General features: G+C 72.2%; 21 protein-coding genes. 14 read left to right on the forward strand and 7 right to left on the reverse strand.

Going from position 1 to position 26,433, the window contains the following annotated elements:
• From BG452_RS04100 to BG452_RS04115, 4 genes are all read left to right on the forward strand, one after another.
• Positions 1 to 618: hypothetical protein (locus BG452_RS04100; protein ID WP_188302759.1), on the forward strand; the 618-nt coding region annotated here is incomplete at its 5' end.
• A gap of 115 nt (positions 619 to 733) precedes the next feature.
• Positions 734 to 952 (forward strand): hypothetical protein, encoded by a 219-nt coding sequence (locus BG452_RS04105; protein WP_188302760.1) that lies wholly within the window; start codon positions 734 to 736, stop codon positions 950 to 952.
• A 352-nt stretch (positions 953 to 1,304) separates the two neighbouring features.
• Positions 1,305 to 2,810, forward strand: coding sequence for a cellulase family glycosylhydrolase (locus BG452_RS04110; RefSeq protein ID WP_188302761.1), 1,506 nt, complete (start codon positions 1,305 to 1,307; stop codon positions 2,808 to 2,810).
• Between the two features lie 14 nt (positions 2,811 to 2,824).
• Positions 2,825 to 4,621, forward strand: coding sequence for a glycoside hydrolase family 6 protein (locus BG452_RS04115; protein WP_188302762.1), 1,797 nt, complete (start codon positions 2,825 to 2,827; stop codon positions 4,619 to 4,621).
• Positions 4,622 to 4,678: 57 nt separating this feature from the next.
• On the opposite strand, the gene BG452_RS04120 is transcribed toward BG452_RS04115, so the two are convergent.
• Positions 4,679 to 5,728, reverse strand: a complete 1,050-nt coding sequence (locus BG452_RS04120) for a LacI family DNA-binding transcriptional regulator (protein ID WP_188302763.1) — start codon at positions 5,726 to 5,728, stop codon at positions 4,679 to 4,681.
• A 260-nt stretch (positions 5,729 to 5,988) separates the two neighbouring features.
• Between BG452_RS04120 and BG452_RS04125 the strand changes: the two genes are divergently transcribed.
• The 4 genes from BG452_RS04125 to BG452_RS04140 are packed head-to-tail and all read left to right on the forward strand — an operon-like array spanning position 5,989 to position 10,637.
• Complete coding sequence (locus BG452_RS04125; protein ID WP_188302764.1) at positions 5,989 to 7,326, forward strand: ABC transporter substrate-binding protein; 1,338 nt, start codon at positions 5,989 to 5,991, stop codon at positions 7,324 to 7,326.
• Positions 7,327 to 7,330: 4 nt separating this feature from the next.
• On the forward strand, positions 7,331 to 8,278 hold the full coding sequence (locus BG452_RS04130; protein WP_188302765.1) for a carbohydrate ABC transporter permease: 948 nt from the start codon (positions 7,331 to 7,333) through the stop codon (positions 8,276 to 8,278).
• Between the two features lie 3 nt (positions 8,279 to 8,281).
• The gene (locus tag BG452_RS04135) at positions 8,282 to 9,154 is read left to right on the forward strand and encodes a carbohydrate ABC transporter permease (protein ID WP_188302766.1); all 873 of its coding nucleotides are present in this window, start codon (positions 8,282 to 8,284) and stop codon (positions 9,152 to 9,154) included.
• 58 nt (positions 9,155 to 9,212) lie between these two features.
• A complete protein-coding gene (locus BG452_RS04140) occupies positions 9,213 to 10,637 on the forward strand; it encodes a GH1 family beta-glucosidase (RefSeq protein WP_188302767.1) in 1,425 nt (474 codons plus the stop codon).
• Between the two features lie 192 nt (positions 10,638 to 10,829).
• Here the strand turns inward: BG452_RS04140 and BG452_RS04145 are convergent, their stop codons facing one another.
• From BG452_RS04145 to BG452_RS04165, 5 genes are all read right to left on the reverse strand, one after another.
• Complete coding sequence (locus BG452_RS04145; protein WP_188302768.1) at positions 10,830 to 12,221, reverse strand: PHB depolymerase family esterase; 1,392 nt, start codon at positions 12,219 to 12,221, stop codon at positions 10,830 to 10,832.
• A 68-nt stretch (positions 12,222 to 12,289) separates the two neighbouring features.
• The gene (locus BG452_RS04150; RefSeq protein ID WP_188302769.1) at positions 12,290 to 14,650 is read right to left on the reverse strand and encodes a beta-glucosidase; all 2,361 of its coding nucleotides are present in this window, start codon (positions 14,648 to 14,650) and stop codon (positions 12,290 to 12,292) included.
• Positions 14,651 to 14,658: 8 nt separating this feature from the next.
• Entirely contained in the window at positions 14,659 to 15,477 is an 819-nt protein-coding gene (locus BG452_RS04155) for a carbohydrate ABC transporter permease (protein ID WP_188302770.1), read from the reverse strand.
• Positions 15,477 to 16,415, reverse strand: a complete 939-nt coding sequence (locus tag BG452_RS04160) for a carbohydrate ABC transporter permease (protein WP_188302771.1) — start codon at positions 16,413 to 16,415, stop codon at positions 15,477 to 15,479. Before BG452_RS04160 ends, BG452_RS04155 begins: the two co-directional genes overlap by 1 nt.
• A gap of 11 nt (positions 16,416 to 16,426) precedes the next feature.
• Complete coding sequence (locus BG452_RS04165; protein WP_188302772.1) at positions 16,427 to 17,722, reverse strand: ABC transporter substrate-binding protein; 1,296 nt, start codon at positions 17,720 to 17,722, stop codon at positions 16,427 to 16,429.
• A 155-nt stretch (positions 17,723 to 17,877) separates the two neighbouring features.
• Between BG452_RS04165 and BG452_RS04170 the strand changes: the two genes are divergently transcribed.
• From BG452_RS04170 to BG452_RS04180, 3 genes are all read left to right on the forward strand, one after another.
• Entirely contained in the window at positions 17,878 to 18,903 is a 1,026-nt protein-coding gene (locus BG452_RS04170; protein ID WP_188302773.1) for a LacI family DNA-binding transcriptional regulator, read from the forward strand.
• Positions 18,904 to 19,487: 584 nt separating this feature from the next.
• Positions 19,488 to 20,960, forward strand: a complete 1,473-nt coding sequence (locus tag BG452_RS04175) for an endo-1,4-beta-xylanase (protein ID WP_188302774.1) — start codon at positions 19,488 to 19,490, stop codon at positions 20,958 to 20,960.
• 101 nt (positions 20,961 to 21,061) lie between these two features.
• On the forward strand, positions 21,062 to 22,486 hold the full coding sequence (locus BG452_RS04180; protein WP_188302775.1) for a non-reducing end alpha-L-arabinofuranosidase family hydrolase: 1,425 nt from the start codon (positions 21,062 to 21,064) through the stop codon (positions 22,484 to 22,486).
• 84 nt (positions 22,487 to 22,570) lie between these two features.
• Here BG452_RS04180 and BG452_RS04185 read toward each other — a convergent pair whose 3' ends face one another.
• The gene (locus tag BG452_RS04185; protein ID WP_188302776.1) at positions 22,571 to 23,227 is read right to left on the reverse strand and encodes a TetR/AcrR family transcriptional regulator; all 657 of its coding nucleotides are present in this window, start codon (positions 23,225 to 23,227) and stop codon (positions 22,571 to 22,573) included.
• Between the two features lie 88 nt (positions 23,228 to 23,315).
• Between BG452_RS04185 and BG452_RS04190 the strand changes: the two genes are divergently transcribed.
• The 3 genes from BG452_RS04190 to lanL form a co-directional block, all read left to right on the forward strand.
• Positions 23,316 to 23,951, forward strand: coding sequence for an NAD(P)-dependent oxidoreductase (locus BG452_RS04190; RefSeq protein WP_188302777.1), 636 nt, complete (start codon positions 23,316 to 23,318; stop codon positions 23,949 to 23,951).
• A gap of 208 nt (positions 23,952 to 24,159) precedes the next feature.
• Positions 24,160 to 24,327 (forward strand): SflA family class IV lanthipeptide, encoded by a 168-nt coding sequence (locus tag BG452_RS04195; protein WP_188302778.1) that lies wholly within the window; start codon positions 24,160 to 24,162, stop codon positions 24,325 to 24,327.
• 2 nt (positions 24,328 to 24,329) lie between these two features.
• Positions 24,330 to 26,433: class IV lanthionine synthetase LanL (lanL, locus tag BG452_RS04200; protein ID WP_188302779.1), on the forward strand; the 2,104-nt coding region annotated here is incomplete at its 3' end.

Consider the following 26,433-nt stretch of genomic DNA (forward strand, 5'->3'; position numbering starts at 1 on the left):
CTCGCCGCCGCCGGCATCCTGGCCACCGGCGGTCTCGCCGTGGCCGGCATCGTCCGGACCCCACCGCCGCCGGAGCCCGCGACCACCGCTCCCGTCACCCCCTCCCCGACGGCCGCGTCGACGCCGAAGCCGTCGGCTCCCCCCGCCGCCACCGCCCAGCCACCGGCCCCGGCAGCCACCGCCCCGCCCAGTCCGCACCCGACCCCGTCGGCGAGCAGCCGGGCGCAGAACGGACCGCTGTGGTCCGAGGGATCGATCGACTCGCACAGCACCGTCTACTGGGGGCAGAACAACCTCACCCTCAAGACCACCCAGCCGCTCACCGCACTCACCGTGGAACTGCGCACCGCCCAGACCGGCGACGTACGGAACACCGGCACCTGGCAGACCCTGCCGGGCGACGACTTCACCGTCACCGTCCAGGAGTCCGGCGGCGCGCTGGTCTACCGCTGGACGCTCAAGCCGGGCCGTACGGTACCGGCGGGGCAGCACGAGTTCGCCGGCCAGTACAACCACGCCACCGGGGTGCGCAGCGCCGCCGGCGACGGCTACCGCGTGGAGGCCCAGTCGGCGGGCGGCGGCGCCTCGGTCGCGGGCGGTTTCACGTCGGCCCGGTAGCCGACGACGGGTCGGGCACGCTCTTCCCCTCGGAGAGGACGGTGCCCGCTATTCGAACAACGTGTACGTGAAACCGGGAGGTCATTGACCGCCACCGGCAATCGCTTCACCCCGGGTGAAGGTCGAGAACGGAGGCGGTGACCGCCTCCACGCGCCGCCGACCATGCATGTGCGGCGTCGAAGGGTCGCATCGCAAACAGGTCACCGGTCTTCCGCCTTCAGCGGCATCGCCGGACGCGCCTGCCGGACCGCGCTGACCACCTGGACCGAGCGGCTCAACGCCAACGCCCCGGAGGCCGTGCGGCTGATCCCCGCCCTGTCCGGTCAGACCTGATCGGGTGCCACGCGGAGGTGCCGCCGTGTCGGCATCCCGACACGGCGGCACCTCCGCACGGGGTGACCGGATCCGCGGGCGCCGTGCGGCTGCCCACGACCGGATTGCGGTTGCGCCGTGGGCAGCCGCACGGCGTTCTACGACAGTGCTTGACCAGTGGGAGCGCTCCCACTGTGCGGGATCGCCGAGAACCGGTCAAGAGGCTTGAAGAGTCGAACTCCCCCGCTCGCCAATCCCGGCAACTCCTCTTTTCCTTTGCGGCAGTTGGCGCTACGGTCGGTGCCCACCAGTGGGAGCGATTCCGTCAGTCGACGCGCCGGGAGCGGCGCGTCCTCGCTGCAAGGAGTCGCTCATGCGACACCCCCCACCCCTCACAGCGCTGTTCGGCGGCGCGGCCCTCACCCTGGTGACTGCCGTGTCCGCCGCGGCGGGTGTGGGCCCGGGCGCCACGGCTCCGCTCGGCTGCTCCGTGGGCTACGCCACGGTCAACCAGTGGGCCGGCGGCTTCCAGGCCGCTGTCGTCATCACCAACAACGGTGCACCGACCAGTGGTTGGAGTCTCGGCTTCCACTTCACCGGCGGCCAGCACCTCACCCAGGGCTGGGGCGCCACCTGGTCCCAGTCCGGCACCGACGTCACGGCCGCGAACGAGAGCTGGAACGGCTCGCTCGGGACCGGCGCGAGCGTCACCCTCGGCCTCATCGCCTCCTGGTCCGGCGCCAACCCCGACCCGACCGGTTTCACCCTCAACGGCCTTCCCTGCTCAGCCGGTTCGGGATCGTCCCCCGGCCCGACCACCAGTCCGACCCCGACCACCACCCCCACCCCCACCCCGACCACCGGTGCGCCCGAACTGAGCGTCAGCGGCAACCGGTTGACCGACCCGAGCGGCGCCACCCGCCGCCTGCTCGGCGTCAACCGCTCCGGTGGCGAGTTCATGTGCGTCCAGGGCCACGGCGTCTTCGACGGCCCGGTGGACGACACCGCCGTCCAGGCCATCGCGGACTGGAAGGCCAACGCCGTCCGGATCACCCTCAACGAGGAGTGCTGGCTCGGCCTGGACAACATCCGACCCGAGTACCGGGGCGCCGCCTACGTCGGTGCCGTCAAGGAGCTGGTGGCCCGCGTCCTCGCGCACGGGATGACCCCCGTGGTCGAACTCCACTGGACGTACGGCCAGTACACCGGCAACTCGACGGGCTGCTTGGACGTACACGCCTCCTGCCAGAAGCCGATGCCGGACGCCCGGTACGCCCCGGCGTTCTGGACCTCGGTGGCGAACACCTTCAAGGACGACCGCCGGGTGGTCTTCGACCTGTTCAACGAGCCCTATCCGGACCGGGCCACCGCCACCCCCGAACAGGCCTGGGCCTGCTGGCGCGACGGCGGCACCTGCCCGGGCATCGGCTACGAGGTGGCCGGCATGCAGAACCTCGTGGACGCCGTCCGGGCCACCGGCTCCCGCAACCTCGTGCTCGTCCCCGGGATCGCCTACGCGAACGACCTGAGCGGCTGGCTCGCCCACGCCCCCTCGGACCCGGCCGGCGAGCTGGCCGCCGCCTGGCACGTCTACAACGTCAACTCCTGTGCCGACGAGTCCTGCTGGAACTCCACGCTGGCCCCGGTCGCCGCCCGGGTCCCGCTGGTGGCGGGCGAGATCGGCGAGAACACCTGCGGGCACGCGTTCGTCGACCGCGTCATGAAGTGGTCCGACGACCGCGGGCTCTCCTATCTGGGCTGGACCTGGAACACCTGGGACTGCTCCTCGGGCCCCGCCCTGATCACCGCCTACGACGGCACCCCCACCGCCTTCGGCCTCGGACTGCGCGACCACCTGCGCACCCTCGACGGACACTGAAAGGGACCCCCACCATGAGCCGCACCACCCCCACCCGCCCCACCGTCAACCGGCCGCGCAGCAGCCGGACGGCCCTGCTCGCCGCCCTCGGCCTGCTCACCGCGAGCGGCGCCACCGCCACCGTGCTGTCCACCTCGGCGGGCGCCGCCGCGGCCGGCTGCCGGGTCGACTACCAGGTGTCCAACCAGTGGGACACCGGCTTCGGCGCCAACGTCAGCGTCACCAACACCGGCGACCCGCTGAGCGCCTGGACGCTGGAGTGGACCTTCGCCGGCAACCAGCAGGTCACCCAGGGCTGGAACGCGACCATCAGCCAGTCCGGAGCCGACGCCACGGCCCGGAACGTCTCGTACAACGGCGGCCTGGCGACCGGCGGCTCCACCTCCTTCGGCTTCAACGGCTCCTACAGCGGCACCAACCCGGTGCCCACCGCCTTCAAGCTCAACGGCGTGCTCTGCGACGGCGCCACCACGACGCCGACCCCCACGCCCACGGGCACGCCGACGAGCACCCCCACGCCCACGGGCACCCCGACCGGCACGCCCACCCCGCAGCCCGGCACCCGCGTCGACAACCCGTACGCCGGCGCGAAGGTCTACGTGAACCCCGAGTGGTCCGCGCACGCCGCCGCCGAACCCGGCGGCGCCAAGGTCGCCGGCCAGCCCACCGGCATCTGGCTGGACCGGATCGCCGCCATCGCCGGCGCCAACGGCAGGATGGGCCTGCGCGCCCACCTCGACGAGGCGCTGCGCCAGAAGGGCGCCGGCGAACTCGTCGTCCAGCTGGTGGTCTACGACCTGCCCGGCCGGGACTGCGCCGCCCTCTCCTCCAACGGCGAACTCGGCCCGACCGAGATCGACCGGTACCGGACGGAGTTCATCGACCCGATCGCGGCCGTCCTCGCCGACCCCAAGTACGCCGACCTGCGGATCGTCACCACGGTCGAGCTCGACTCGCTGCCGAACCTGGTCACCAACACCACGCCGCGGGCCACCGCCACTCCCGCCTGCGACGTGATGAAGGCCAACGGCAACTACATCAAGGGCATCGGCTACGCCCTGAAGAAGCTCGGTGCCATCCCCAACGTGTACAACTACGCCGACGCCGGCCACCACGGCTGGCTGGGCTGGGACGACAACCTCGGCGCGTCCGCCGAGCTGTTCAAGCAGGCGGCGACCGCCGAGGGCGCCACCCTCGCCGACGTCCACGGCTTCATCGTCAACACCGCGAACTACAGCGCGCTCAAGGAGGACAACTTCTCCATCGACGACAGCGTCAACGGCACCTCCGTCCGCCAGTCCAAGTGGGTCGACTGGAACCGCTACGTCGACGAGCTCTCCTACGCGCAGGGGCTGCGCACCAAGCTGGTCTCGCTGGGCTTCGACCCCAAGCTCGGGATGCTGATCGACACCTCGCGCAACGGCTGGGGCGGCGCCGCCCGGCCGACCGGGCCCGGGCCGCGCACCAGCGTCGACGCCTATGTCGACGGCGGGCGCTACGACCGGCGGCTGAACACCGGCAACTGGTGCAACCAGGCGGGCGCCGGTCTCGGCGAACGGCCGCAGGCGGCCCCGGCGCCGGGCATCGACGCGTACGTCTGGATGAAGCCGCCGGGCGAGTCGGACGGGGCCAGCAAGCAGCTCCCGAACAACGACGGCAAGGGCTTCGACGGGATGTGCGACCCGACGTACACCGGCAACCCGAGGAACAACAACCACATGTCCGGTGCGCTGCCGGACGCGCCGCTGTCCGGTGAGTGGTTCTCCGCCCAGTTCCAGGAGCTGCTGAAGAACGCCTATCCGGCGCTGTGACGCGGCGTTGAGCAACCCCGGCCGTCCGGAGCCCCGTGGCTCCGGACGGCCGGCGGGTCAGGAGGACTGCCGCACCACCAGCTCCGTCGGCAGCACCAGCCGGGACGGCTCCGCGTCCTCGCCCGCGATCTGCCGCAGCAGGAGCCCGGCCATCGTGCGGCCCATCTGCTCGATCGGCTGGCGGACGGTGGTCAGCGGCGGGTCGAGGTGGCGGGCCACCGGCGAGTCGTCGACGCCCACCAGCGCGACGTCTCCGGGCACGTCCAGGCCCCTGGCGCGCAGGACGGCGAGGGCTCCGACGGCCATCAGGTCGGAGGCGGCGAACACCGCGTCCAGCTCGGGGCAGCGCTCCAGCAGTTCCCGCATCGCCCGGCGGCCGCCGTCCTCCGTGAAGTCCCCGGTGGCGACGAGCTGTTCGTCCGCCGGCAGCCCGGCCGCCGCCAGCCCCTGACGGTAGCCTGCCAGCCGGCCCTGGGCAGCGTCCATGTCCGGCGGGCCGGTGATGGTGGCGATGCGACGCCGCCCGCGCCCGGCCAGGTGCTCCACCGCCGAGCGGCCGGCCCCCACGTTGTCGGAGTCGACGTACGCCACCGGCTCCTGCGGCGAACGGCGGCCGTTCAGCACGGCCGGCAGGCCCAGCGCGCGCACCTGGTCCGGCAGCGGGTCGTCCCGGTGGACGGAGACCAGCAGCACGCCGTCCACCCGCTGCGCGGCGAGGTACTGCTCGAAGCGCTGCCGCTCCTGCTCGGTGCGGATCAGCGTGAGCAGCAACTGCTTGTCCGCCGCGCCGAGTTCGGCGCTCACCCCGCGGATGATGTCCAGGAAGTACGGCTCCGCGAACAGCCGGGCCTCGGTCTCCGGCACGACCAGCGCGACCGCGTCCGTCCGGCTGCCGGCCAGCGCCCGGGCCGCCCGGTTGGGCACGTAGCCCAGCTCCGCGACCGCCCGGCCCACCGCCTCCTTCGCCTGCTCGCTCACCCGCGACGAGCCGTTGATCACCCGGGACACCGTGCCGCGCCCGACCCCGGCCCGGGCCGCGACCTCCTCCAGGGTCGGCCTTCCGGTCTGCCGTCCGCCCACTGTCCACGCGCCTTCCGTCGCCACCATCGGTCTCGCGCCCGCTTGGCAGAGGATCGTAGATCACCGGGGCGCGGCACCGCCATCGTCCGGCCACGTTCAGGAAGTGGCGGCGGCCTGCCAACGGCGGTGCTTCTGAGGGCAATTCGGCTTCATCTCTTGACACCGGCCGAGCTGAGGCAGGAACCTTCCGAGCATGCATGGGAGCGCTCCCATGCGTGCCATGGGCCGCCACCGACAAGCCCACGCACCACCCCTGGACGACACCACCCCCGGACGAGGAGAGTGGAATGCGCACCACCGGCACCATCACCATCAGACGTCGGCACCTCACCGCGCTCGCCGCCCTGACCGCGAGCGCCACCCTGCTGGCCGGCTGCGGCAGCGGCACCGGCACGAAGGCCGGCGGCGCAGGCGCCACCGTCACCCTGCGGATCGGCACCTACGGATCCTTCGGCTACGACAACGAGACCGGCGCCAAGCTCTACGCCGAGTACGAGAAGCTGCACCCCGGCATCAAGATCGTCGAATCCAACGTGGCCGACGGCCAGAAGTACTGGGACACGCTCAAGCTGCGGCTCTCCCGGGACAGCGGCCTCGCCGACATCCAGGCCGTCGAGGTCGGCTACATCGCCGAGGCCACCGGGCCCGCCCTGGCGGGCAAGTGGGCGGACCTCGGCAAGACCGGCGGCGCGGACCTCGGCGCCTTCCTGGACTGGAAGGTCAAGCAGGCCACCACAGCCGACGGCAAGGTCATCGGCCTCGGCACCGACATCGGCCCGATGGCGATCTGCTACAACAAGGACCTCTTCGCCAAGGCCGGGCTGCCGACCGACCGCGCGCAGGTCGGTGCCCTCTGGGCCGGCAGCTGGGACAAGTTCCTGGACACCGGCCGCACCTACCAGGCGAAGGCGCCCGAGGGCACCGCCTTCCATGACTCGGCCAGCGGCCTGTTCAACGCCGTCATCTCCAGCGAGCCGGTCCAGTACGCGGACGCCAAGGGCGAGTTGGACTACCGGAACAGCCCGGGGGTGAAGAAGGCCTGGTCCGTCGCCACCAGCGCGGCCACCGGCGGACTCACCGCCAAACTGCGGCAGTTCGACGAGAAGGGCACCTGGAACGCGGGCTTCAAGAACAACAGGTTCGCCACCGTCGCCTGCCCGAGCTGGATGACCGGGATCATCAAGGAGCAGGCCGGCCCCGGGAACCAGGGCAAGTGGGACATCGCCCCCGCCCCGGTGGCGGGCAACTGGGGCGGCTCCTTCCTCGCCGTCCCGAAGTCCGGCCCGCACGTCAAGGAGGCCGCCGAACTCGCCGCCTGGCTGACCGCCCCCGCCCAGCACGCGAAGGTCTTCGCCGTCAACGGCAACATCCCCTCCACCAAGGAGACCCTCTCCTCCCCCGCCGTCCGCAACGCCACCCTGCCGTTCTTCGGCGACACCCCGGTCGGCCGGATCTACTCGGAGGCCGCCGCCGGCATCCAGGCCGTGCCGATCAGCCGCTGGGACGGCCAGGTGAAGACCTTCATCACCGACAACGGCATCCTCGACATCGAGCAGCGCGGCACCGATCCCGCGCAGGCGTGGGCCAACGTCAACAAGCTGATCGACGACAAGATCCAGAAGTAGTCACGTGGACCTCATCGCCCCCGATACCCCAGCGGCCGGCCCACGTTGGCGCAGCAGACTGCACCGCTGGGACGTCCGCGCCGCGCCGTACGCCTTCGTCGCGCCGTTCTTCCTCTGCTTCGCGGCCTTCGGCCTCTTCCCGCTGGTCTACACCGGCTGGCTCTCCCTGCACCGGGTCGAGCTCGGCGGCCAGGCCCAGTGGCTCGGCCTGCGCAACTACACCGACCTGTGGGACAGCGACTTCTTCTGGAACGCCCTCGGCAACACCTTCACCATCGGCGCGATCTCCACCGTGCCACAGCTGCTGCTGGCCCTGGGCCTGGCCCACCTGCTCAACTACACGATGCGCGGCCGGGGCTTCCTGCGGGTCGCGGTGCTGGCGCCGTACGCGACCTCGATCGCCGCCGCCACGCTGGTCTTCGCCCAGCTGTTCAACAGCGACTACGGGCTGATCAACACCGTGATCGGCTGGGCGGGCGTCCACCCGGTGGACTGGGAGTCCTCCAAGTGGCCCGCGCAGATCGCCATTTCGGCGATCGTCACCTGGCGCTGGACGGGCTACAACGCGCTGATCTACCTCGCCGCCATGCAGGCCGTCCCACCGGACCTGTACGAGGCGGCGGCGCTCGACGGGGCCTCCCGGGCCCGGCAGTTCCTCAGCGTCACCGTCCCCTCGATCCGCCCGACCATCCTGTTCACCATCGTGGTGTCCACCATCGGTGCCACCCAACTCTTCGGCGAGCCCCTGCTGTTCGGCGGCAGCCTGGGAGTCAGCGGCGGCAGCGGCAACCAGTTCCAGACGCTCAGCCTGCTGATGTACGAGAAGGGCTGGGTGACCGGGGCGCTCGGCCAGGCCTCCGCGATCGCCTGGGTGATGCTGCTGCTCCTGCTGTCCATGGGCGCCGTGCAGGCGCTCGTCGTCCGTGTCCGCCGCCCTCGCGGGAGGGGCTGAACCATGACCACCGCATCCACGACCCGTACCCGGTGGCGTCCGTCCGCCGGGCGCCAGCACCACGCCGGCCCGCTGACCTACGTCCTGCTCGGGCTCGCCGCGCTGGTCTCGCTCTTCCCGCTGTACTGGAACCTGGTCGCCGCCTCGCACTCGGGCGAACGGGTGGTCGAGGCACCCGCGCCGCTGCTGCCGGGCCCGCACCTGTTCGACAACCTGGCCTTCGCCTGGAACCAGGTCCACATGGGCCGGGCGCTGGTCAACACCACGGTCGTGGCCGGGCTGGTGGCCCTGTCCACCGTGCTGTTCGCCACCCTGGCCGGGTTCGCCTTCGCCAAACTGCCCTTCCGGGGCCGCAACGTGCTGCTCGCCGTGGTCGTCGCCACCATGACCGTCCCGCCGCAGCTCAGCGTCATCCCGCTGTACCGGATCATCACGGACCTGGGCTGGGTGGACCAGCTGCAGTCGGTCGTGCTGCCCTCGCTGGTCGCCGCGTTCGGGGTCTTCTTCATGCGGCAGTACCTGGTCGAGGCCCTGCCGGTGGAGCTGGTCGAGGCCGCCCGGGTGGACGGCGCGCACAGCCTGCGGATCGTCTGGCACGTGGTGTTCCCGGTGGCGCGGCCGGCCATGGCCGTCCTCGGCATGCTGGTCTTCGTCCAGGCCTGGAACGACTTCTTCTGGCCCTTCATCGCCCTCACCCCGGACGGCAACCCCACCCTCCAGGTCGCGCTCGCCGGCCTTGGGTCGGGCAACCACAGCGTCGACCAGGCGATCGTGCTGACCGGCGCGCTCATCTCCACCGTGCCGCTGCTACTGGTCTTCGCGTTGCTGGGCAGACACATCGTGGGCGGCATCACCGCCGGCGCCGTCAAGAACTGAACCCCGCTCGAAGTCAAGAACCGAACCCCGCTCGAAACCCGCCCCGAGAAGGGACCCCATGTCCGACTCCCCCACCGTCCACCGGTTCCCGGCCGGCTTCCTCTGGGGCGCGGCCACCTCCGCCTACCAGGTGGAGGGCGCCGCCGCCGAGGACGGCCGCACCGCCTCGATCTGGGACACCTTCTGCCGCACCCCCGGCAAGGTCTTCCGGGGCCACACCGGCGAGGTCGCGGCCGACCACTACCACCGCTTCCGCGAGGACGTCCGGCTGATGGCCGCACTCGGGCTGACCGCCTACCGCTTCTCCGTCTCCTGGCCGCGCGTCCAGCCCACCGGCCGCGGCCCGGTCGTCCAGCAGGGCCTGGACTTCTACCGCCGCCTCACCGACGAGCTGCTCGCCAACGGGATCACCCCCGTCGCCACGCTCTACCACTGGGACCTCCCGCAGGAGCTGGAGTCGGCCGGCGGCTGGCCCGAACGCACGACCGCCGAGCGGTTCGCCGAGTACGCCGCGCTGGTGGGCGAGGCCCTCGGCGACCGGGTCGAGCACTGGACCACCCTCAACGAGCCCTGGTGCAGCGCCTTCCTCGGCTACGGCGCCGGCGTCCACGCCCCCGGCCGCACCGACCCGGTGGCCGCCCTGCGGGCCGCCCACCACCTCAACCTCGGCCACGGCCTGGCCGCCACGGCACTGCGCGACCTGCTGCCCGCCAGCGCGCAGCTGTCGGTCTCGCTCAACCTGCACGCGCTGCGCCCGCTCACCCCGTCCGCCGCCGACCAGGACGCCGTGCGCCGGATCGACGCCGTCGGCAACCGGGTCTTCCTCGGCCCGATGCTGGAGGGCGCCTACCCGGAGGACCTGCTGGCCGACACGGCCCACCTCAGCGACTGGGCGTTCGTCCGGGCCGGCGACACGAAGGAGATCCACCAGCCGCTGGACTGGCTGGGCGTCAACTACTACACCACCACCGTCGTCTCCGCCGCCGAGGGCACCGCCCCCGCCCGCGAGGACGGCCACGGCGCCGGCACCGGTTCCCCCTGGCCGGGCGCCGACCGGGTCGGCTTCCACCAGGCACCGGGCGAGCAGACCGCGATGGGCTGGGTCGTCGACCCCACCGGCCTGCACCAGCTGCTGACCGGACTGGCCCACCGCCACCCGGACCTGCCCCTGATGGTCACCGAGAACGGCGCGGCCTACCACGACGAGATCGGCGAGGACGGCACGGTCGACGACCCGGAACGCACCGCCTACCTCCACGCCCACCTGACGGCCGCCCACCGGGCGCTGACCGACGGCGCGGACCTGCGCGGCTACTTCGCCTGGTCCCTGCTCGACAACTTCGAGTGGGCGTACGGCTACGAGAAGCGGTTCGGCCTGGTCCACGTCGACTACCCCACCCAGGCCCGCACCCCGAAGTCCAGCGCCCACTGGTACGCCCGGGTCGCCCGGACCGGCGAGCTGCACCCGCCGACCGGCGGTTAGCACTCCACGGGGAGCCGTGCGGACGTGGCCGGTGCCGGGCAGACCACTCCGACACCGGCCGCGGCGCGCTCGACGGTGACCTGCCCCAGGAGACCTCCGGCCGTCGCGCGCGGCCGCCTGTGCCGCACCCCATGACCGCGCGTTACGGCCGCAGCGGGGCACCGCGACCGGCACGCCCGCGGCGTCGTCCGGTCATCCGAGCGTCCACTGCTGGTTCCTGCCGCCGCTGCAGCTCCACAGCTGGACGGGCGTGCCGTCGGCGGTGGCCAGGCCGGCCACGTCCAGGCAGAGCCCCGACTGCACCCCGGTGACGGTGCCGTCCGAGTTCAGCCGCCACTGCTGGTTGGCCTGGCCGTTGCAGGACCAGACGACCACCCTGGTGCCGTCGGTGGTGCCCCTGGCGTCGGCGTCCAGGCACAGGGTGCTGCCGCCGACGGTCACGGTCAGCTGGTTCGACGCCGTACGGGTCCAGCGCTGGTTGGCGCCGCCGTCGCAGGTGCGGATCTGCTGCTGGGTGCCCAGCGTCGCGTTGTTCGCGTCGGTCAGGCACTTGCCCGCGTCCACCGCGTGCAGCGCGCCGCTCGTGCCGCCCGTGCCGCCGCCGGCGGAGCCCGCGTCCAGACCCATGAAGTGGATCGCGTCGGCGGCCATCGCGGTTCCCTGGACAGGCAGTTGGTGCCCGGCCCCGGCGATGCTGTACGCCTCGACCTGGGTGGTGCCGGCGCTGTTGTCGTACCGCGTACGGGTCCAGTTCGCCGCTGGGGTATCCGTGGCCGACGGGCTCTGGCTCACGCCGAGGACGTCGGTCCACTGCTTGATCTCTTCACCGAGGTCGTTGTGGCTCAGGATCGGGTCGGCGGTGCCGTGCCACAGTTGCACCCGCGGACGCGGACCGGTGTAGCCGGGATCCCCCGTGGTGCGGACCAGCCCGCCCCACTGTTGCGGGCTCATGGACACCTTGCCCTGGGCGCAGTCCGGGTTCCAGCCGCGTACGGAGCCGGTGCGGAAGCAGTGGTAGGGCACTCCCATGAACGCCGCGCCCGCCTTGAACACATCGGGGTAGTCGGCGAGCATCACGTTGGTCATCATCCCGCCCGACGACTCACCCGTCACGTACACGGCGTCGGCGTTGCCGCCGTAGTGCTGCTCCGTGTAGGCGATCATCGACCGGAGCCCGACCGGGTCACTGCCGCCGTTGCGGGTCAGCGCCTGGTCGGAGGAGACGTCCCAGCAGCTTCCGCCCGGGTTCGTCGAGGGGTAGATGACGAGGAACCCGTACCGGTCGGCCAGCGAGGCGAAGTCGGTGCTGGAGTACAGGTAGGGCCCCGACCCCTGGCACCCGTGCAGGGCCAGCAGGATCGGCGGGTTGGCCCGGACGTTGTTCGGGACGTACAGGTGCATCAGCAGACCGGTCGGGTTGGTGCCGAAGTCCGTGATCTGCGTCAGCGCGGCGGCGGCCCTGGGAGTGGCTGCCTGCGGGGTGGCTGCGGCCCGGGGCACGGCCTGCAGGCTCAGGCCGACCGCGAGGCCGAGCGCGGCGACGATGCCCAGGAGGCGGGAAGGTAACGAGCGGGATCGGAACATCGGACCTCTCCGTCGGGTCTGCCAGGAGTGTGGGGGAAGGTTCCGGCGGCGGCCGGCGCGGTGGCGGGTCAGGTGCGGTGGAAGTCCGCGTGCAGGCGCCGGGTGTGGTCCAGGACGCGGACCGGGCCGTCGAGTCGGACGGTGGCGGTGAGCCGGACGTCGGTGCTGGAGGCGGCGACCCGCAGCTCCAGTTCGCCGGGCTCGACGATGCGTCGGCCGTCGCGCCCGGTGAAGGACGCGAGGTCGGCGGGGACGCGGACCCATACTCTGGTCCGCTCCCCCGCGTCGAGGGTGATCCGCCGGTAGCCGATCAGCCGCAGGACCGGCTGGACGACGGAGGCGACGGGGTCGTGCAGGTAGAGCTGGACGGTCTCGCTGCCGCTCCGCTCACCGGTGTTGCGCAGGGTGAAGGCGAGGCCGAGCTCGCCGTCGGTCGTGGCGGCGGCCTGCTCCACCTCCAGGTCGGTCCAGGCGAACGTGGTGTAGCCGATGCCGTGCCCGAATCCGAACGCGGGGCTCGGGTCGGTGCTGGACACCTCGCTGGGTCCGGCCAGGCGGGCGGCGAGGTAGGTGGAGGGCTGCACGGCCGGCCGGGCCGGGATGCTGACCGGCAGCCGGCCCGAGGGGTTGGTGCGGCCGCTGAGCACGGCGGCGATCGCCTCGGTGCCGGCCTCGCCGGGGAAGAAGGTCTGCACCAGGGCCGCCGCCTCGGTCACCGCGCGGCCCAGCGCGTAGGGGCGGCCGGCGAGCAGCACCGGCACGACCGGCTTGCCGCTGTCCAGCAGCGCGTCGAGCATCTGCTGCTGGACCCCGGGCAGTTCGAGGGACTCGACGTCGCAGCCCTCGCCGCTGGTGCCGCGCCCGAACAGGCCGGCCCGGTCGCCGAGGGCGACGATCACGACGTCGGCCTGCCGGGCCGCCTCGACGGCCTCGGCGAAGCCGGACGTGTCGAGCCCGTCGACGCTCGCCCCGGCCGCCGTCCGGATCTCGCTGTCGGGGAACTCGGCCGCCAACGCCTGGTACAGCGTGGGCAGTTCGATGCCGACCGGGATCCCGGGGTGCTGGCTGCCGACGTGCACCGGGAAGGCGTAGCAGCCCAGCACCGAGGTCGGGGTGTCGGCATTGGGGCCGATCAGCGCGATCCGGCGGGGGCGGCGCAGCGGCAGGGTGCCGTCGTTGCGCAGCAGCACCACGGCCTGCTCGGCGATCTCCCGGGCCAGGGCGCGGTTCTCCGGGCGGTCCAGGTCGAACGAGCCGCGCAGCGTGTGCGGATCGTCCAGCGGCCGGCCGACGAGCGCCGCCGGGACGGCGTCCCAGTCCTCGTCCAGCAGACCGAGTTGGGCCTTCTGCACCAGCACCCGGCGCAGCGCCCGGTCGACCAGCGCCTCGGGCACCGTCCCGTCCTCGACGGCGCGCAGCAGCGGCTCACCGAAGGTCTTGACGGTGGGCAGTTCCACGTCCACACCGCTGGCCAGGGCGAGTGCGGCGGCTTCGGCCCAGTCTCCGGCGACGCCGTGCAGCACCTTGAGGAAGGCGATGCCGAAGTAGTCGGCGACCACGGTCCCCTCGAAGCCCCAGGTGTCGCGCAGCAGTCCGGTCAGCAGCTCCTCGTCGGCGGCCGAGGGGACGCCGTCGGTGTCGGTGTAGGCGTGCATGACCGAACGGGGCCGGCCCTCGCGCACCGCCATCTCGAAGGGCGGCAGGATCACGTCGGCGCGCTCCCGCGTGCCCATGCCCACCGGGGCGAGGTTGCGTCCGGCGCGCGAGGCCGAGTACCCGGCGAAGTGCTTGAGCGTGGCGACGATCCCCGCCGACTCCAGGCCCTGCACGTAGGCGGTGGCCACCGTGCCGACCAGGTAGGGGTCTTCACCGATGGTCTCCTCGACCCGGCCCCAGCGGGCGTCGCGGACGACGTCGAGGACCGGGGAGAGGCCCTGGTGGACGCCGACCGCGCGCAGGTCGCGGCCGATGGCCGCGGCCATCCGCCGGATCAGGTCCGGGTCGAAGGTGGCTCCCCAGGAGAGCGGCACCGGGTAGGCGGTGGCGCCCCAGGCGGCGAAGCCGGCCAGGCACTCCTCGTGCGCGAGGGCGGGGATGCCGAACCGGTTCGCGGCGGCGATGCGCTGCTGGCTGCGGGCCAGGGAGAGCGCGCCCAGCGCCGGGTCGACCGGCACCGTGCCGAAGGGCCGGGTCAACTGGCCCAATCCGAAGGGGAGCAGGTCGTCGAGGGCGGGCGGCTCCTCCATGTCGTGCTGGTGCGGGGCGACGTCGCCGCCCTCGTCGGAGGCGCCGACCCAGACGCCGACGAGCTGGGCCAGCTTCTCCGGCAGCGTCATCTCGGCGAGCACCGCGTCCGCACGCTCCTCGGGGCTGAGCGAGCGGTCGCGCCAGCGGGTGGTCGCAGCGGGGGGCGGGACGGCCAGGTTCATAGTGCCGGTCACTTTCCTCCGACGCCCATGAGGCCTTGGACCAAGGCGCGTCGGGCGAACAGGTAGACGATGAAGACGGGGAGCGTCGACAGCACGACGGCGCTGAGCAGGCCGGGCACGTCGACGCCGTGCTCGGTCTGGAAGTCGTACAGGCCCAGGGTGATCACCTTGGTGCGCTCCGACTGGGTGAGGATCAGGGGGAACAGGAAGCCGTTCCACGCCTGCAGCGCGGCGAAGACCACGACGGACGAGAGGCCGCCCCGGGACAGCGGCAGCACCAGCTGCCAGAACACCCGCCCGGGGGTGGCGCCGTCCATGGCCATGGCCTCGTAGAGCTCGCCGGCGATGTCCCGCATGGCGCCGGTGAGGACCAGCGTGCACACCGGCAGGCAGAACGCCGCGGTGGGCAGGATGATGCCGAGCAGGTTGTCGTAGAGGCCGGCCTTGCTGATGACGTAGAACATCGGCACGATCACGGCCTGGGCCGGGATCGCCAGCCCCAGCAGGAAGATCCGGAAGACCGTGCCGATGGTCCTGCCCCGGGCCCGCACGATCGCGTAGGCGAGCGGGGGCACCACGAGCAGCACGATCGCGACCACGCTGACGGTGACGAGGAGCGTGTTGAGGAAGTCCCGGCCGAAGCCGTTGGAGAAGTCGTCGAGGTAGTTCTGCAGGGTCAGCCGCGCGGGGAAGGTGAGCGGCCCCCGCGAGGAGTAGTCGGAGCGGGTCCGGAACGTCGCGATCAGCAGGACGTACAGCGGGAATCCGACCAGGGCCAGCCAGATCAGCGAGCCGAGCCCGGCGAGGTGGTTGGGACGCCGTCGCATCAGAGTCCCTCCGCGGTGCTGCGCATCCTGTCGTAGCCGGACAGGCGCACGACGACGAGCGAGACCAGGGTGGCGACCACCACCAGGACCAGGGCGATGGCCGAGCCGGCGCCGAAGTCGAAGCTCTTGAAGGCCTGTTGGTACATGTAGTAGGCGCTGTTGGTGGTGTCGGTGCCGGGGCCGCCCTGGGTGAGGATGAGGACGGTGTCGAAGGTGGTGAGGCCGCCGACCAGCATCAGGACCACCGACGTGATCACGGTGTTGCGCAGCTGCGGCAGGGTGATGTGCCGGAACTGCCGCACCTTGCCGGCGCCGTCGATCGACGCGGCCTGGTAGAGCACCTGGGGGATCGCCCGGGCGCCGCCCTGGTAGAGCAGCGCGTGCATGGGCGTCCACTGCCACATGCCGACGAAGGTGAGCACCGCGATGGCACTGCCCTGACTACCCATCAGATTGCCGTCGCCGAACAGCCATTCCAGCTGGGACGGCACGCCGAAGTTGGGGTCGAGGATGGCGCGCCAGACCACCGAGACCGCGGTCGCGGACAGCAGCAGCGGGACGAAGAAGATCGCGGACAGCACGGCTCGGTTGCGTTGGGGGCCGGCCGCCCACACGCCCAGCAGGATGCTCACCGGGGTCTGCACGACCACGCCGGCCGCGGTCAGCACCAGGGTCAGGCCGATGCTCCGCGTCATCACCGGGTCGTGCAGCAGCTTGGTCCAGTTGGCGATGCCGTTGAACCGGGGGGCGTCGACGCCGTTCCAGCTGGTGAAGGAGAGCACCGCCACCAGGACCAGCGGCAGCAGCGCGAACAGCAGGAAGAACACGGTCGCGGGCAGGGCCCAGGCGAGGCCCGGGCGGGTCACCCCGACGCCGGTCCGGCGCGGCCGCGCCCGCAGACGGCGACCGTACCCGGACACCGAGGAGGAAGCACTCATGGCGATCCGTCTCAGGAAGCGGGGAGGGCCTGCATGGCCTTGATGAAGCCGTCCACGTCGAGCTTGCCGTCGAAGAACTGCTGGACGGCGGTGTGGATCGGCGCGTTGGCGGCCGGCGGGTACGCCTGGTCCCAGGACAGCTGGAACGACGGGGCGGCCTTGACCAGGTCGTACTGGTACTTCGAGTAGTCGGGGTTGTCCGCGGTGGCGAGGAACTGCTCGGTGTTGGTGGTGGTCGGCAGGTTGCCGATCGCCAGCTGCGCCTTCACGAACTCGTCGGAGTACATGAGCTTCAGGAAGGCGGCCGCCGCCTCGGGGTGCTTGCTCTTCTTCAGCACCGAGTAGAAGTTGTTGGTGTTGCCGACCACGTCGGCCGGGTCGCCCTTGCCGTCGGCGATGCCGGGGAAGCTGCCGTATCCGAGGCCGCTCCTGGCGAAGTCGGGGTTGGCGTCCCGCTGGGTGGCGTACTCCCAGGAGCCCATCAGCTCCAAGCCCGCCTTGCCCTTGGCCAGCAGGGCCGGGGAGCCGCCGTCGGTGAACTTGACCGAGTCGAAGTTCGAGCCGAACGCCCCGGCGTCGACCAGCTGCTTGAGCATGCCCAGGGCCCTCCTGGCGTCCTCGCTCCCCCAGGCGCTCCGGTCACCGGAGAGCGCCTTCTGGAACAGCTCGGGGCCCGCGACGCGGTCGAAGACGTACTCGTACCACATCAGGGTCGGCCACTGGTCGCCGCCGCCGAGGGCGATCGGGGTGATGCCCTTGGCCTTGAGCGCCCGGACGACGCCCAGCAGGTCGTCCCAGGTCCTCGGGGCACTCAGGCCGGCATCAGCCAGCACCTTCCTGTTGGTGAACAGCAGCACGGGCTGGGTGCCGCGCATCGGAATGCCGTAGGACTTGCCGTCGATCACCGCGGTGTTGAACACCGAGGGCAGGAAGTTGCTCTTCAGTCCCGGGTCCGCGGCGATCATGTCGTCCAGCGGGAGCAGCAGGTCGGACTTCACGTACGGCTGGATACTGCCGCCGCCCCAGTTGAAGAAGACGTCCGGCGCCTGGGGGGTGTTGATGACGGTGTTGAGCTTGGCCTGGTAGTCCGCGCCGGGGATGGTGTCCAGGACGGCCTTGATGTTCGACGTCCTGTTGAAGGTCTCGACCAACTGCTTCTCGACCTTGTTGCTGGCGTCCCCGTAGACCAGCACGTGGATCGTGCCCGAGTTCCCGCCGGCGGAGGAGGTCCCGCCGCTGTCGCAGGCGGTCGTCCCCGCCATGACCGCGGCCAGGCCGATGGCCACAGCGAGAGCGCGTCTCTTCATCAGGGATCCCCTAAAGTTTCGGCCCGATTCTCGAAATAACCGCATGGCCGGGACGCTAGGTTGCGGACATGTTTCGGGTCAACCCCCCGGAGCGGGGGGATACTGCGGCGCGATGGGCCAACTGCCGTGTACCACGCGTGCCTTATGCTGCCCCCATGGACAAGGGCGATGAACTGGGACGAGTGACCCTCGCGGACATCGCGCGGGAGGCCGAGGTCTCCGTTTCGACGGTTTCGAAGGTCCTCAACGGACGTACCGACGTCTCGGCGCCCACCCGCGTCCGCGTCGAGCAGGTCCTGAGCGACCACGACTACCGGCGCGCCGCGCGCGGCGGCGGTGAGGCACCCCTCGTCGAGATCGTCTTCCACGAGCTCGACAGCCTCTGGGCGATGGAACTCCTCCGTGGCGTCGAGGCCGTGGCGAACGAGCACGGCGCGGCGGTCGTGGTCACCCACAGCGGTTCGCGCCACGCCCCCGGGCCGGAGTGGATCGAGGCGGTGCTGCGTCGGCGCCCCCTCGGTGTCGTCCTGGTCTTCTCCAGCCTGCCGCCCGAGTTCAAGCGCCAACTGCGCGCGCGCTCCATCCCGTTCGTGATCGTCGACCCGGCCGGCAACCCCGATCCGGACGTGCCCTCGGTGGGCTCGGCCAACTGGGCCGGCGGCCTCGCCGCCACCCGGCACCTGATCGAGCTCGGCCACCGGCGCATCGCCATCGTCACCGGCCCCGAGGACACCCTCTGCTCCCTGGCCCGACTGGACGGCTACCGCTCCGCGATGACCATGGCCGGGCTGGTGGTCGACCCCGCGCTGACCGCCTTCGGCGACTTCCACGCCGAGGGCGGATTCGCCCGGGCCGGACGGCTGTTGGAGCTCCCCGACCGGCCCACCGCGATCTTCGCCGGCAGCGACCTGCAGGCGCTCGGGGTCATGGAGGCCGCCCGGGTCCGCGGCCTGCGCGTCCCCGAGGACCTGTCCGTGGTCGGCTACGACGACCTGGACATCGCGCAGTGGACCAGCCCCGCGCTGACCACCGTCCGGCAGCCCCTGCGCGAGATGGCCGAACAGGCGACCCGCCTGATCTTCTCCCTCCGCGCCGGGGCGGCACCGGCGGCCCCCACCCGCCTCGAACTGTCGACCACCCTGGTGGTGCGCTCCAGCGCCGTGGCGCCCAGCCGGCCCTGAACGGAGCGGCGCGGACGTCCGCGCCCGCGAGCGGGCCTCGACGAGCACCGATACGGATCGCGAAACTATCGCTGTTTCAGTCGAAAGCGTTGACAACTTGTCGGGCTCAGGCCAACACTGGCGCCGTCGACAAGTCCGAGTGGCCTTGGCGCCCCGGCCCCGTGCGCCAACCACTCACGGGCGCGGTCTTGTTGACGCCGAGCCGGCTCCGCGCACCACCGCGCGACGCCGTCCGGCCGCCCCCACCCTCGCGGCCCGTCGCCGGCGCAGAGCTGGGCCCCCACCCGTCGGCAGAACGGATCACCTCCGTGAACATCCCCCACCACGAACCGGCACCTCATGGAACGACCGCTGGACCCTGAAACGTCTCGGCCACCGGGGCTGCCGTGAATTGTTAACGCTAACCGAAGGTGCCGAACGGCAGGACCAGGCACCACATCGCGGACCCGCGCCCCGCTCCGCCCGGCAGGAACGGTCCGCCAGCAGGAACGGTCCGCCGGGTAGCACGCGCCCACCCGCCAGGACGGCGCCCCGGCTCCCCCGACCGGTGCACAGCCCTCCCCACCCAAGGAGAACGATCCGTCATGTCATGGCTCACCAGGAAACCCCTCCTCCGCAAGACCCTGACGGCAGCCGCATGCGTGCTCGCCGGCTCGGTCCCCGCCGTCACCGCGAGCCCCGCGGCCCAGGCCGCCGGCGCGACCACGCTGGGCGCGGCAGCAGCCGACAGCGGCCGCTACTTCGGCACGGCAGTGGCCTCGGGCCGGCTCGGCGACCCCGCGTACACCGCGATCGCGGACCGGGAGTTCACCATGGTCACCCCGGAGAACGAGATGAAGTGGGACACCGTCGAACCGTCCCGCGGCAACTTCAACTTCGGCCCCGCCGACTCGATCGTCGGCCACGCCTCCGCGCACGGCCAGCGGATGCGCGGCCACACCCTCGTCTGGCACTCGCAACTCCCCTCCTGGGTCGGCTCCATCGGCGACGCCAACACCCTGCGCGGCGTGATGGACAACCACATCGCCACCGAGATGACCCACTACAAGGGCAGGATCTACGCCTGGGACGTCGTCAACGAGGCCTTCGCCGACGACGGCAGCGGCCGGCACCGCGGTTCCGTGTTCCAGAACGTGCTCGGCGACGGCTTCATCGAGGAGGCGTTCCGCACCGCGCGGAACACCGACCCCTCGGCCAAGCTCTGCTACAACGACTACAGCATCGAGAACTGGTCCGACGCCAAGACCCAGGGCGTCTACCGCATGGTCAAGGACTTCAAGTCCCGCGGCGTCCCCATCGACTGCGTCGGCTTCCAGAGCCACTTCGGCGCGGGCGGCCCGCCGGCGAGCTTCCGGACCACCCTGGCCAACTTCGCCGCGCTCGGCGTGGACGTCCAGATCACCGAGCTCGACATCGCCCAGGCACCCGCCACCGGGTACGCCGACACCGTCCGGGCCTGCCTCGGCGTCGCCCGCTGCACGGGCATCACGGTGTGGGGCATCCGCGACAGCGACTCCTGGCGCAGCGGTGAGCACCCGCTGCTGTTCGACGGCAACGGCACCAGGAAGGCCGCCTACGGTGCGGTCCTCACCGCCCTGGGTGGCGGCGGCAGCGGCACACCGGGCGGCGGCATCGTCTCCGGCACCGTGTACACGCTCTCCGACGTGGCCGCCGGACGCGTCCTCGACGAGCCCGCAGGACAGAACGGCAACGGCACCCCGCTCCAGGTCTGGGACGCCGGCGGTGCCGCCAACCAGCAGTGGCGGCTCGACCGCAACGGCGACGGCTCGTACACGCTGACCAACATCGCCAGCGGCCGCGCCCTGGACGAGCCGGGCGACCAGACGGGCAACGGGACGAAGATGCAGGTCTGGGACTCCAGCGGCGGCGCCAACCAGCACTGGCGGATCGACCGCAACGGCGACGGCTCGTACACGCTGACCAACATCGCCAGCGGCCGGGCCCTGGAACTCCCCGGCGGCCAGACCGCCAACGGCACGCCCGTCCAGGTCTGGGACTCCAACGGCGGCGCCAACCAGCACTGGAACGTCAACTGAGCTGAGCTGCGCGGGTGCGCGCCCACGGCAGGCGCGCGCCCGCCCAGGTGAGCGATGACAGAGCCGGGTGCCGGCTCCATCCGTTTCCGAAGGAGATCCCCATGCACGAACGAAGTTCCAGCCGCAGGCCGCTGTCCGCGGTGCTCACCGCCGTGGTCGCGGTCGTGGCGGCGCTGGCGGCGCTGCTCGTCGCAACCCCCGCTCAGGCGGACGCCGGCGGCGCCTTGCGCGGTGCGGGTTCCGGTCGGTGTCTCGACGTGCCGAACTCCGGCCAGGCCGACGGCACGTCCCTGCAGATCTACGACTGCTCCGGCGGCACCAACCAGCTGTGGACGTCGACCTCCGACAACCAGCTGACCGTGTACGGCGGCAAGTGCCTGGACGTGCCGGGCCATGCCACCACGGCCGGTACCCGGGTGCAGATCTGGACCTGTAGCGGCGGCGCGAACCAGCAGTGGCGGGTGAACTCCGACGGCACGATCGTCGGCGTGGAGTCCGGACTGTGCCTGGACGTCACGGGCGCCGGTACGGCCAACGGCACGGCGGTCGAGATCTGGACGTGCAACGGCGGCGGCAACCAGAAGTGGTCGGGCCTGTCCGGGACCTCGACCCCGCCGGGCGGCAACTGCTCCCTGCCGTCGACGTACCGCTGGTCGTCGACCGGTGCGCTGGCGCAGCCGGCGAACGGATGGGCCTCGGTCAAGGACTTCACCGACGTGGTGGTCAACGGCAAGCACCTGGTCTACGCGTCGAACGTGAACGGGTCGTCGTACGGCTCGATGATGTTCAGCCCGTTCACCAACTGGTCGGACATGGCCTCGACCGGACAGGTCGGGATGAGCCAGCCCGCGGTGGCGCCCACGCTGTTCTACTTCGCGCCCAGGAACATCTGGGTGCTGGCGTACCAGTGGGGTCAGTGGCCCTTCATCTACCGCACCTCCAGCGATCCCACCAACCCCAACGGCTGGTCGGCGCCGCAGCCGCTGTTCACCGGCGGCATCCCCGGCGCCGCCCCGATCGACCAGACCCTGATCGCCGACGACCGGAACATGTACCTGTTCTTCGCCGGTGACAACGGCAGCATCTACCGCGCGAGCATGCCCATCGGCAACTTCCCCGGCAACTTCGGCTCCTCCTACACCACCGTCATGAGCGACACGGTGAAGAACCTCTTCGAGGCACCGCAGGTCTACAAGGTCCAGGGCCAGAACCAGTACCTGATGATCGTCGAGGCCCGGGGCGCGAACGAGCAGCGCTACTTCCGCTCCTTCACCGCCACCAGCCTCGACGGCCAGTGGACCCCGCAGGCCGCCACCGTGGACCACCCCTTCGCCGGCAGGGCCAACAGCGGCGCCACCTGGACCGACGACATCAGCCACGGCGACCTGGTCCGCAACAACCCCGACCAGACCATGACCGTCGACCCCTGCCACCTCCAGCTCCTCTACCAGGGCAAGTCCCCCACCGCGACCGGTCCCTACGACCAACTGCCGTGGCGGCCGGGCCTCCTCACCCTCCAGCGCTGACCCGCCGCCGAAGCGTTCAGCCGGATACGGGCCCCTCGGTCCGGGTGCCCGTATCCGGCTGTCCCCGACGTCTGAACGCCGGGCTCAGGCCGCCGGGGCCTGGATGCCGCCGAGCACGGCCCGGACCGTCGCCGTGGCGAAGTCGTCCAGGGCGGCGGGGCGCAGCGCCTCGGCCGGGCCCTCGCCGGCGTAGAAGACCTCCAGGAAGGCGCGGTGGAAGCAGCCGCCGATCAGCAGCATCGCGGCGGCGTCCGGGTCGACGTCGGCGGCGACCCGGCCGAGCCGCTGTTCGGCCCGCAGGTAGTCCGCCAGGCGTGAACTGACGTGGTGCGGGCCCGCGTTGTCGAGTTTGCGGCGATGGGCGGCGAGCAGCTCGGGGCTGGCGAGCAGCCCGCCGGCCATCGGGAGCGACTGCTGGTAGAACGGCACGGCGACCATGACCACCGCCTCCAGGTGCTCGCGCACCGTGCCCTGCCCGGCCCGGTCGGGGAGTTCGGCGACGGCGGCGGCCAGCCGGGGGGCGCGTTCCCGCAGGACCCGGACGAAGATGTCCTCCTTGTCCCGGAAATGCTTGTAGAGCGCCGCCTCCGAGCAGCCGGCCTCCCGGGCGATCTCCTTGGTGGTGGCCCGGACCAGCCCGACCGTACCGATCAGCCGGGCGGCGGCGTCCAGCACCCGCGCCCTGGTCAGCGCCGCTCCGGTCAGCGGCCGTTCGTCCTCGTGCGTCCCCTCGTTCGTCATGGCTCCAGCCTACCTTGACAGGTGGGTGAGCACTCACTCACCCTGGAAGGAGAAGAAGTGAGCACTCACCCACCCCCTGGGAGGGGTCATGAAACTCGCCGTTCTGGGCGCCACCGGCGGCATCGGCCGCCACCTGGTCACCCTCGCCCTCGCCGACGGGCACCAGGTCACGGCCGCGGTCCGCGACCCGGCCCGCCTTTCCGTCCGGCACGACCGGCTGACCGTGGTCCGGGCCGACGCCCTCGACCCCGCCCCCCTGAAGCCGGTGGTCGAGGGCGTCGACGCCGTCCTCTCCGGCATCGGCCAGGCCGGCCGAAAGGACCCGCTCAAGCCCGCCTCGAACTCCGCCCGCGCGGCTGCCACCGCGATGGCGGCCGTCGGGGTCCGCCGGATCCTGGTGGTCAGCGCCGCCCCGCTCAACCGCTCCGGGGCCGGGCAGTCCCTCCTCGCCGCGAAGGCCTTCGGCCCGCTGCTCTGGGCGGCGCTCCGGGACGTGTACACCGACCTGGAGGCGATGGAGCGCGTACTGCGCGACAGCGACCTGGACTGGACGGCCGTCCGCCCGCCGCGACTGACCGACGGGCCGGGCCGGGGCCACTACCGGCACGCCGTCGAGTCCGGGCCGGCCGGGTCCTCCGTCCCGCGCGCCGACGTCGCCCGGGCCATGCTGGACCTGGTCACCGACCCGACGAGCTTCCGGCACGCGGTCGGCGTCAGCTCCTGAGCCGGGCGGCGGCGGCGACCAGCGGCATGTCCACGACTCCTCCATGGATGTGTGCGGGAAGTGGAGTTGATGCGTCCTGACCCCTTGTCAGGCGGAACGTTCCTCCCTACCTTCGTGGTTCGGGAGGACGGCCCGCTCGGGCCTGAGCGTCCGCAGCGGCCGCGACCCGCACCCTCACCGGAGGCACGACAAGAGCTGGAGGCGACACATGCCCGGAACCATGACCGAGGAGATCCGCGACGCGGGTCCGCTGGTGGTCGACGACGAGACCATCGTGTTCGAGGACGACGACCGTGCCGACCGCGAGGCCACCGCGTGTCTCGCCGACCCGTGGGTGACCGCCACCACCCGCCTCGCCTGCGACTTCAACTCCTGACGGTGACCGGTTCCATCGCCGGCCGCCACGGTTGGTCCGACGACGTCTGGTCGTACCTGACCGACCCGCGGATGCCGGCGGTGGAACACGGTTGGAAACTGCACGTCTCGGCGCGGCCCGGCGAACTCGGCACCGTGCTCGGCCTCACCCTGCCGGTCCTGGCACGGTACGTCTGCCACGCCAAGTGGGCGCGCGGCCCGGAGGTCCTGCGGGAGCTCAACTCCGGGGTGCGCGGCGCGGGTTCGGTCGGCAAGGCGATCACCGTCTACCCGGCGCCGGGCACCACGGTCGCGCTCGCCGAGGAGCTCGGCACTGTGCTGCGCGGGTGGGAGGGGCCACAGGTCGTCAGCGATCGGCGGGTCGATCCCGACGCACCCGTCTACTACCGGTACGGGCCGTTCACCGGTGACTACCGGACCGGGCGCGGCGGGCGGCTGGAATCCGTCATGGTCGGCCCGGACGGCCGGCTCTTCGACGGGCTGGCGGCCGGTTCCTACCGGTGCCCGCCCTGGGCCGAGGACCCGTTCGAGCGCCGGGCGGCGCGGGCGCCGGCCGCCGCCGGGCTCAGCGGGCTCAGCGGGACCGCCGGGCTCAGCAGGACCGGCGGACTCCGTGGGCTCCACGGGCTCGGCGGGCTCGGCGGGCTCGGCGGGCTCGGCGGGCTCGGCGGGCTCGGCGGGCTCGGCGGGCTCGGCGGGCTCGGCGGGCTCGGCGGCGGACGCTACCGGGTCACCGGCGGCATCGCGCGCAAACCGCAGGGCAACGTCTACCGGGCCGTCGACCTCACCACCGGGCTGGCGGTGGTGGTCAAACAGGCACGGGCCTTCGTGGCCGAGGACGAGTCCGGGGCGGACGCCCGGGACCGGCTGCGCAACGAACGGGCCGTCCTCGCCGCGCTCGACGGCCTCCCCGGGGTCCCCCGGGCGCTCGACTCCTTCCGGCACCGCTCCGACGAGTACCTGGTGATGACCAGTTGCGGCGACCGGGACCTACGGCGGGACGTCCAGGAGAACGGCCCCTACGACGCCGACCGGCTCGCCGAGCTGGCCACCCGGCTGCTCCGGCTGCTGGACGGCATCCACCGGCGGGGCGTGGTCGTCCGCGACCTCAAGCCCGACAACATCACGCTGGACGCCGAAGGCCGCTGCCGGCTGGTCGACTTCGGGATCAGCGCGCTCGACGGCGCCGCCGTGGACGGCGCCACCCCCGGCTACAGCGACCCGGTCCGGCGCCCGGCCGGCCAACCCGCCGAACCCGCCGACGACTACCACGCGCTGGGCGCCACCCTCGGCTTCGCCGCCACCGGCCTGGACCCGGTGATCGTCGACGAGGACGCCGCCGTCAACCGGCAGCGCACCCTGGCCGGCCTGGACCGGGCGCTGCCCGGCGGGGAGCACCGGCGGCTCCGGGCGCTGATCGCCGAACTGACCAGTCTCGACCCCGCGGAACGCACCGCCGGCGCGGATCGGCTCCGGACCGGCCGGCCGTCCGTCTCCCCGGCGCGCCCACCCGAGCGGCCCTCGCAGCCTCGGATCGACGACGGCCTGCTCGCGGAGATCATCGAGCACACGACCGCGTACTGCGTGGCCGAGGCCCTCCGGATCGCCGACCCGGTGCTCGCCGCCCGAGCGGCCCTGCCGACGCCGATCGACGTCTACGGCGGGAGCGCGGGCCTCGGCCTGGAGCTGCTGCACCACCTCCACCGGCCCGGGGTGCCGGAGGCCGTCGACGCCCTGGCGCGGTGGACGGCGGGCCAGTCCCGGCGCCTGTCGCCGAGCTTCTACTCGGGCCGCACCGGCGTCGAGCTGTTCCTCGCCGAAGCCAGGATCGGGGTCGGGATCGGGTCCGGGATCGGCCCGGACGGCGGCGAGGACCTGCCGACCCGGGGACCGGACGGCGGGCCACCGGAGGCGGACCTGATCGAGGGCGTCGCCGGGATCGGCATCGGCCGCCTGCTGCTCGCCCGACTCGCCGCCGCCCCACTCGACGCTGCCCGGCTCGACGCCACCCGGTACGGCTCCGCCGGGCTCGGCTCCGACGACCGCGACCGGCACCTCGCCGTCGCCGACGAGTGCGCCCGGGTGCTGGCCTCCGGCGGCGCCCGGC

Source organism: Streptomyces sp. CBMA123, from assembly GCF_014596465.1.
GTDB lineage: Bacteria > Actinomycetota > Actinomycetes > Streptomycetales > Streptomycetaceae > Kitasatospora.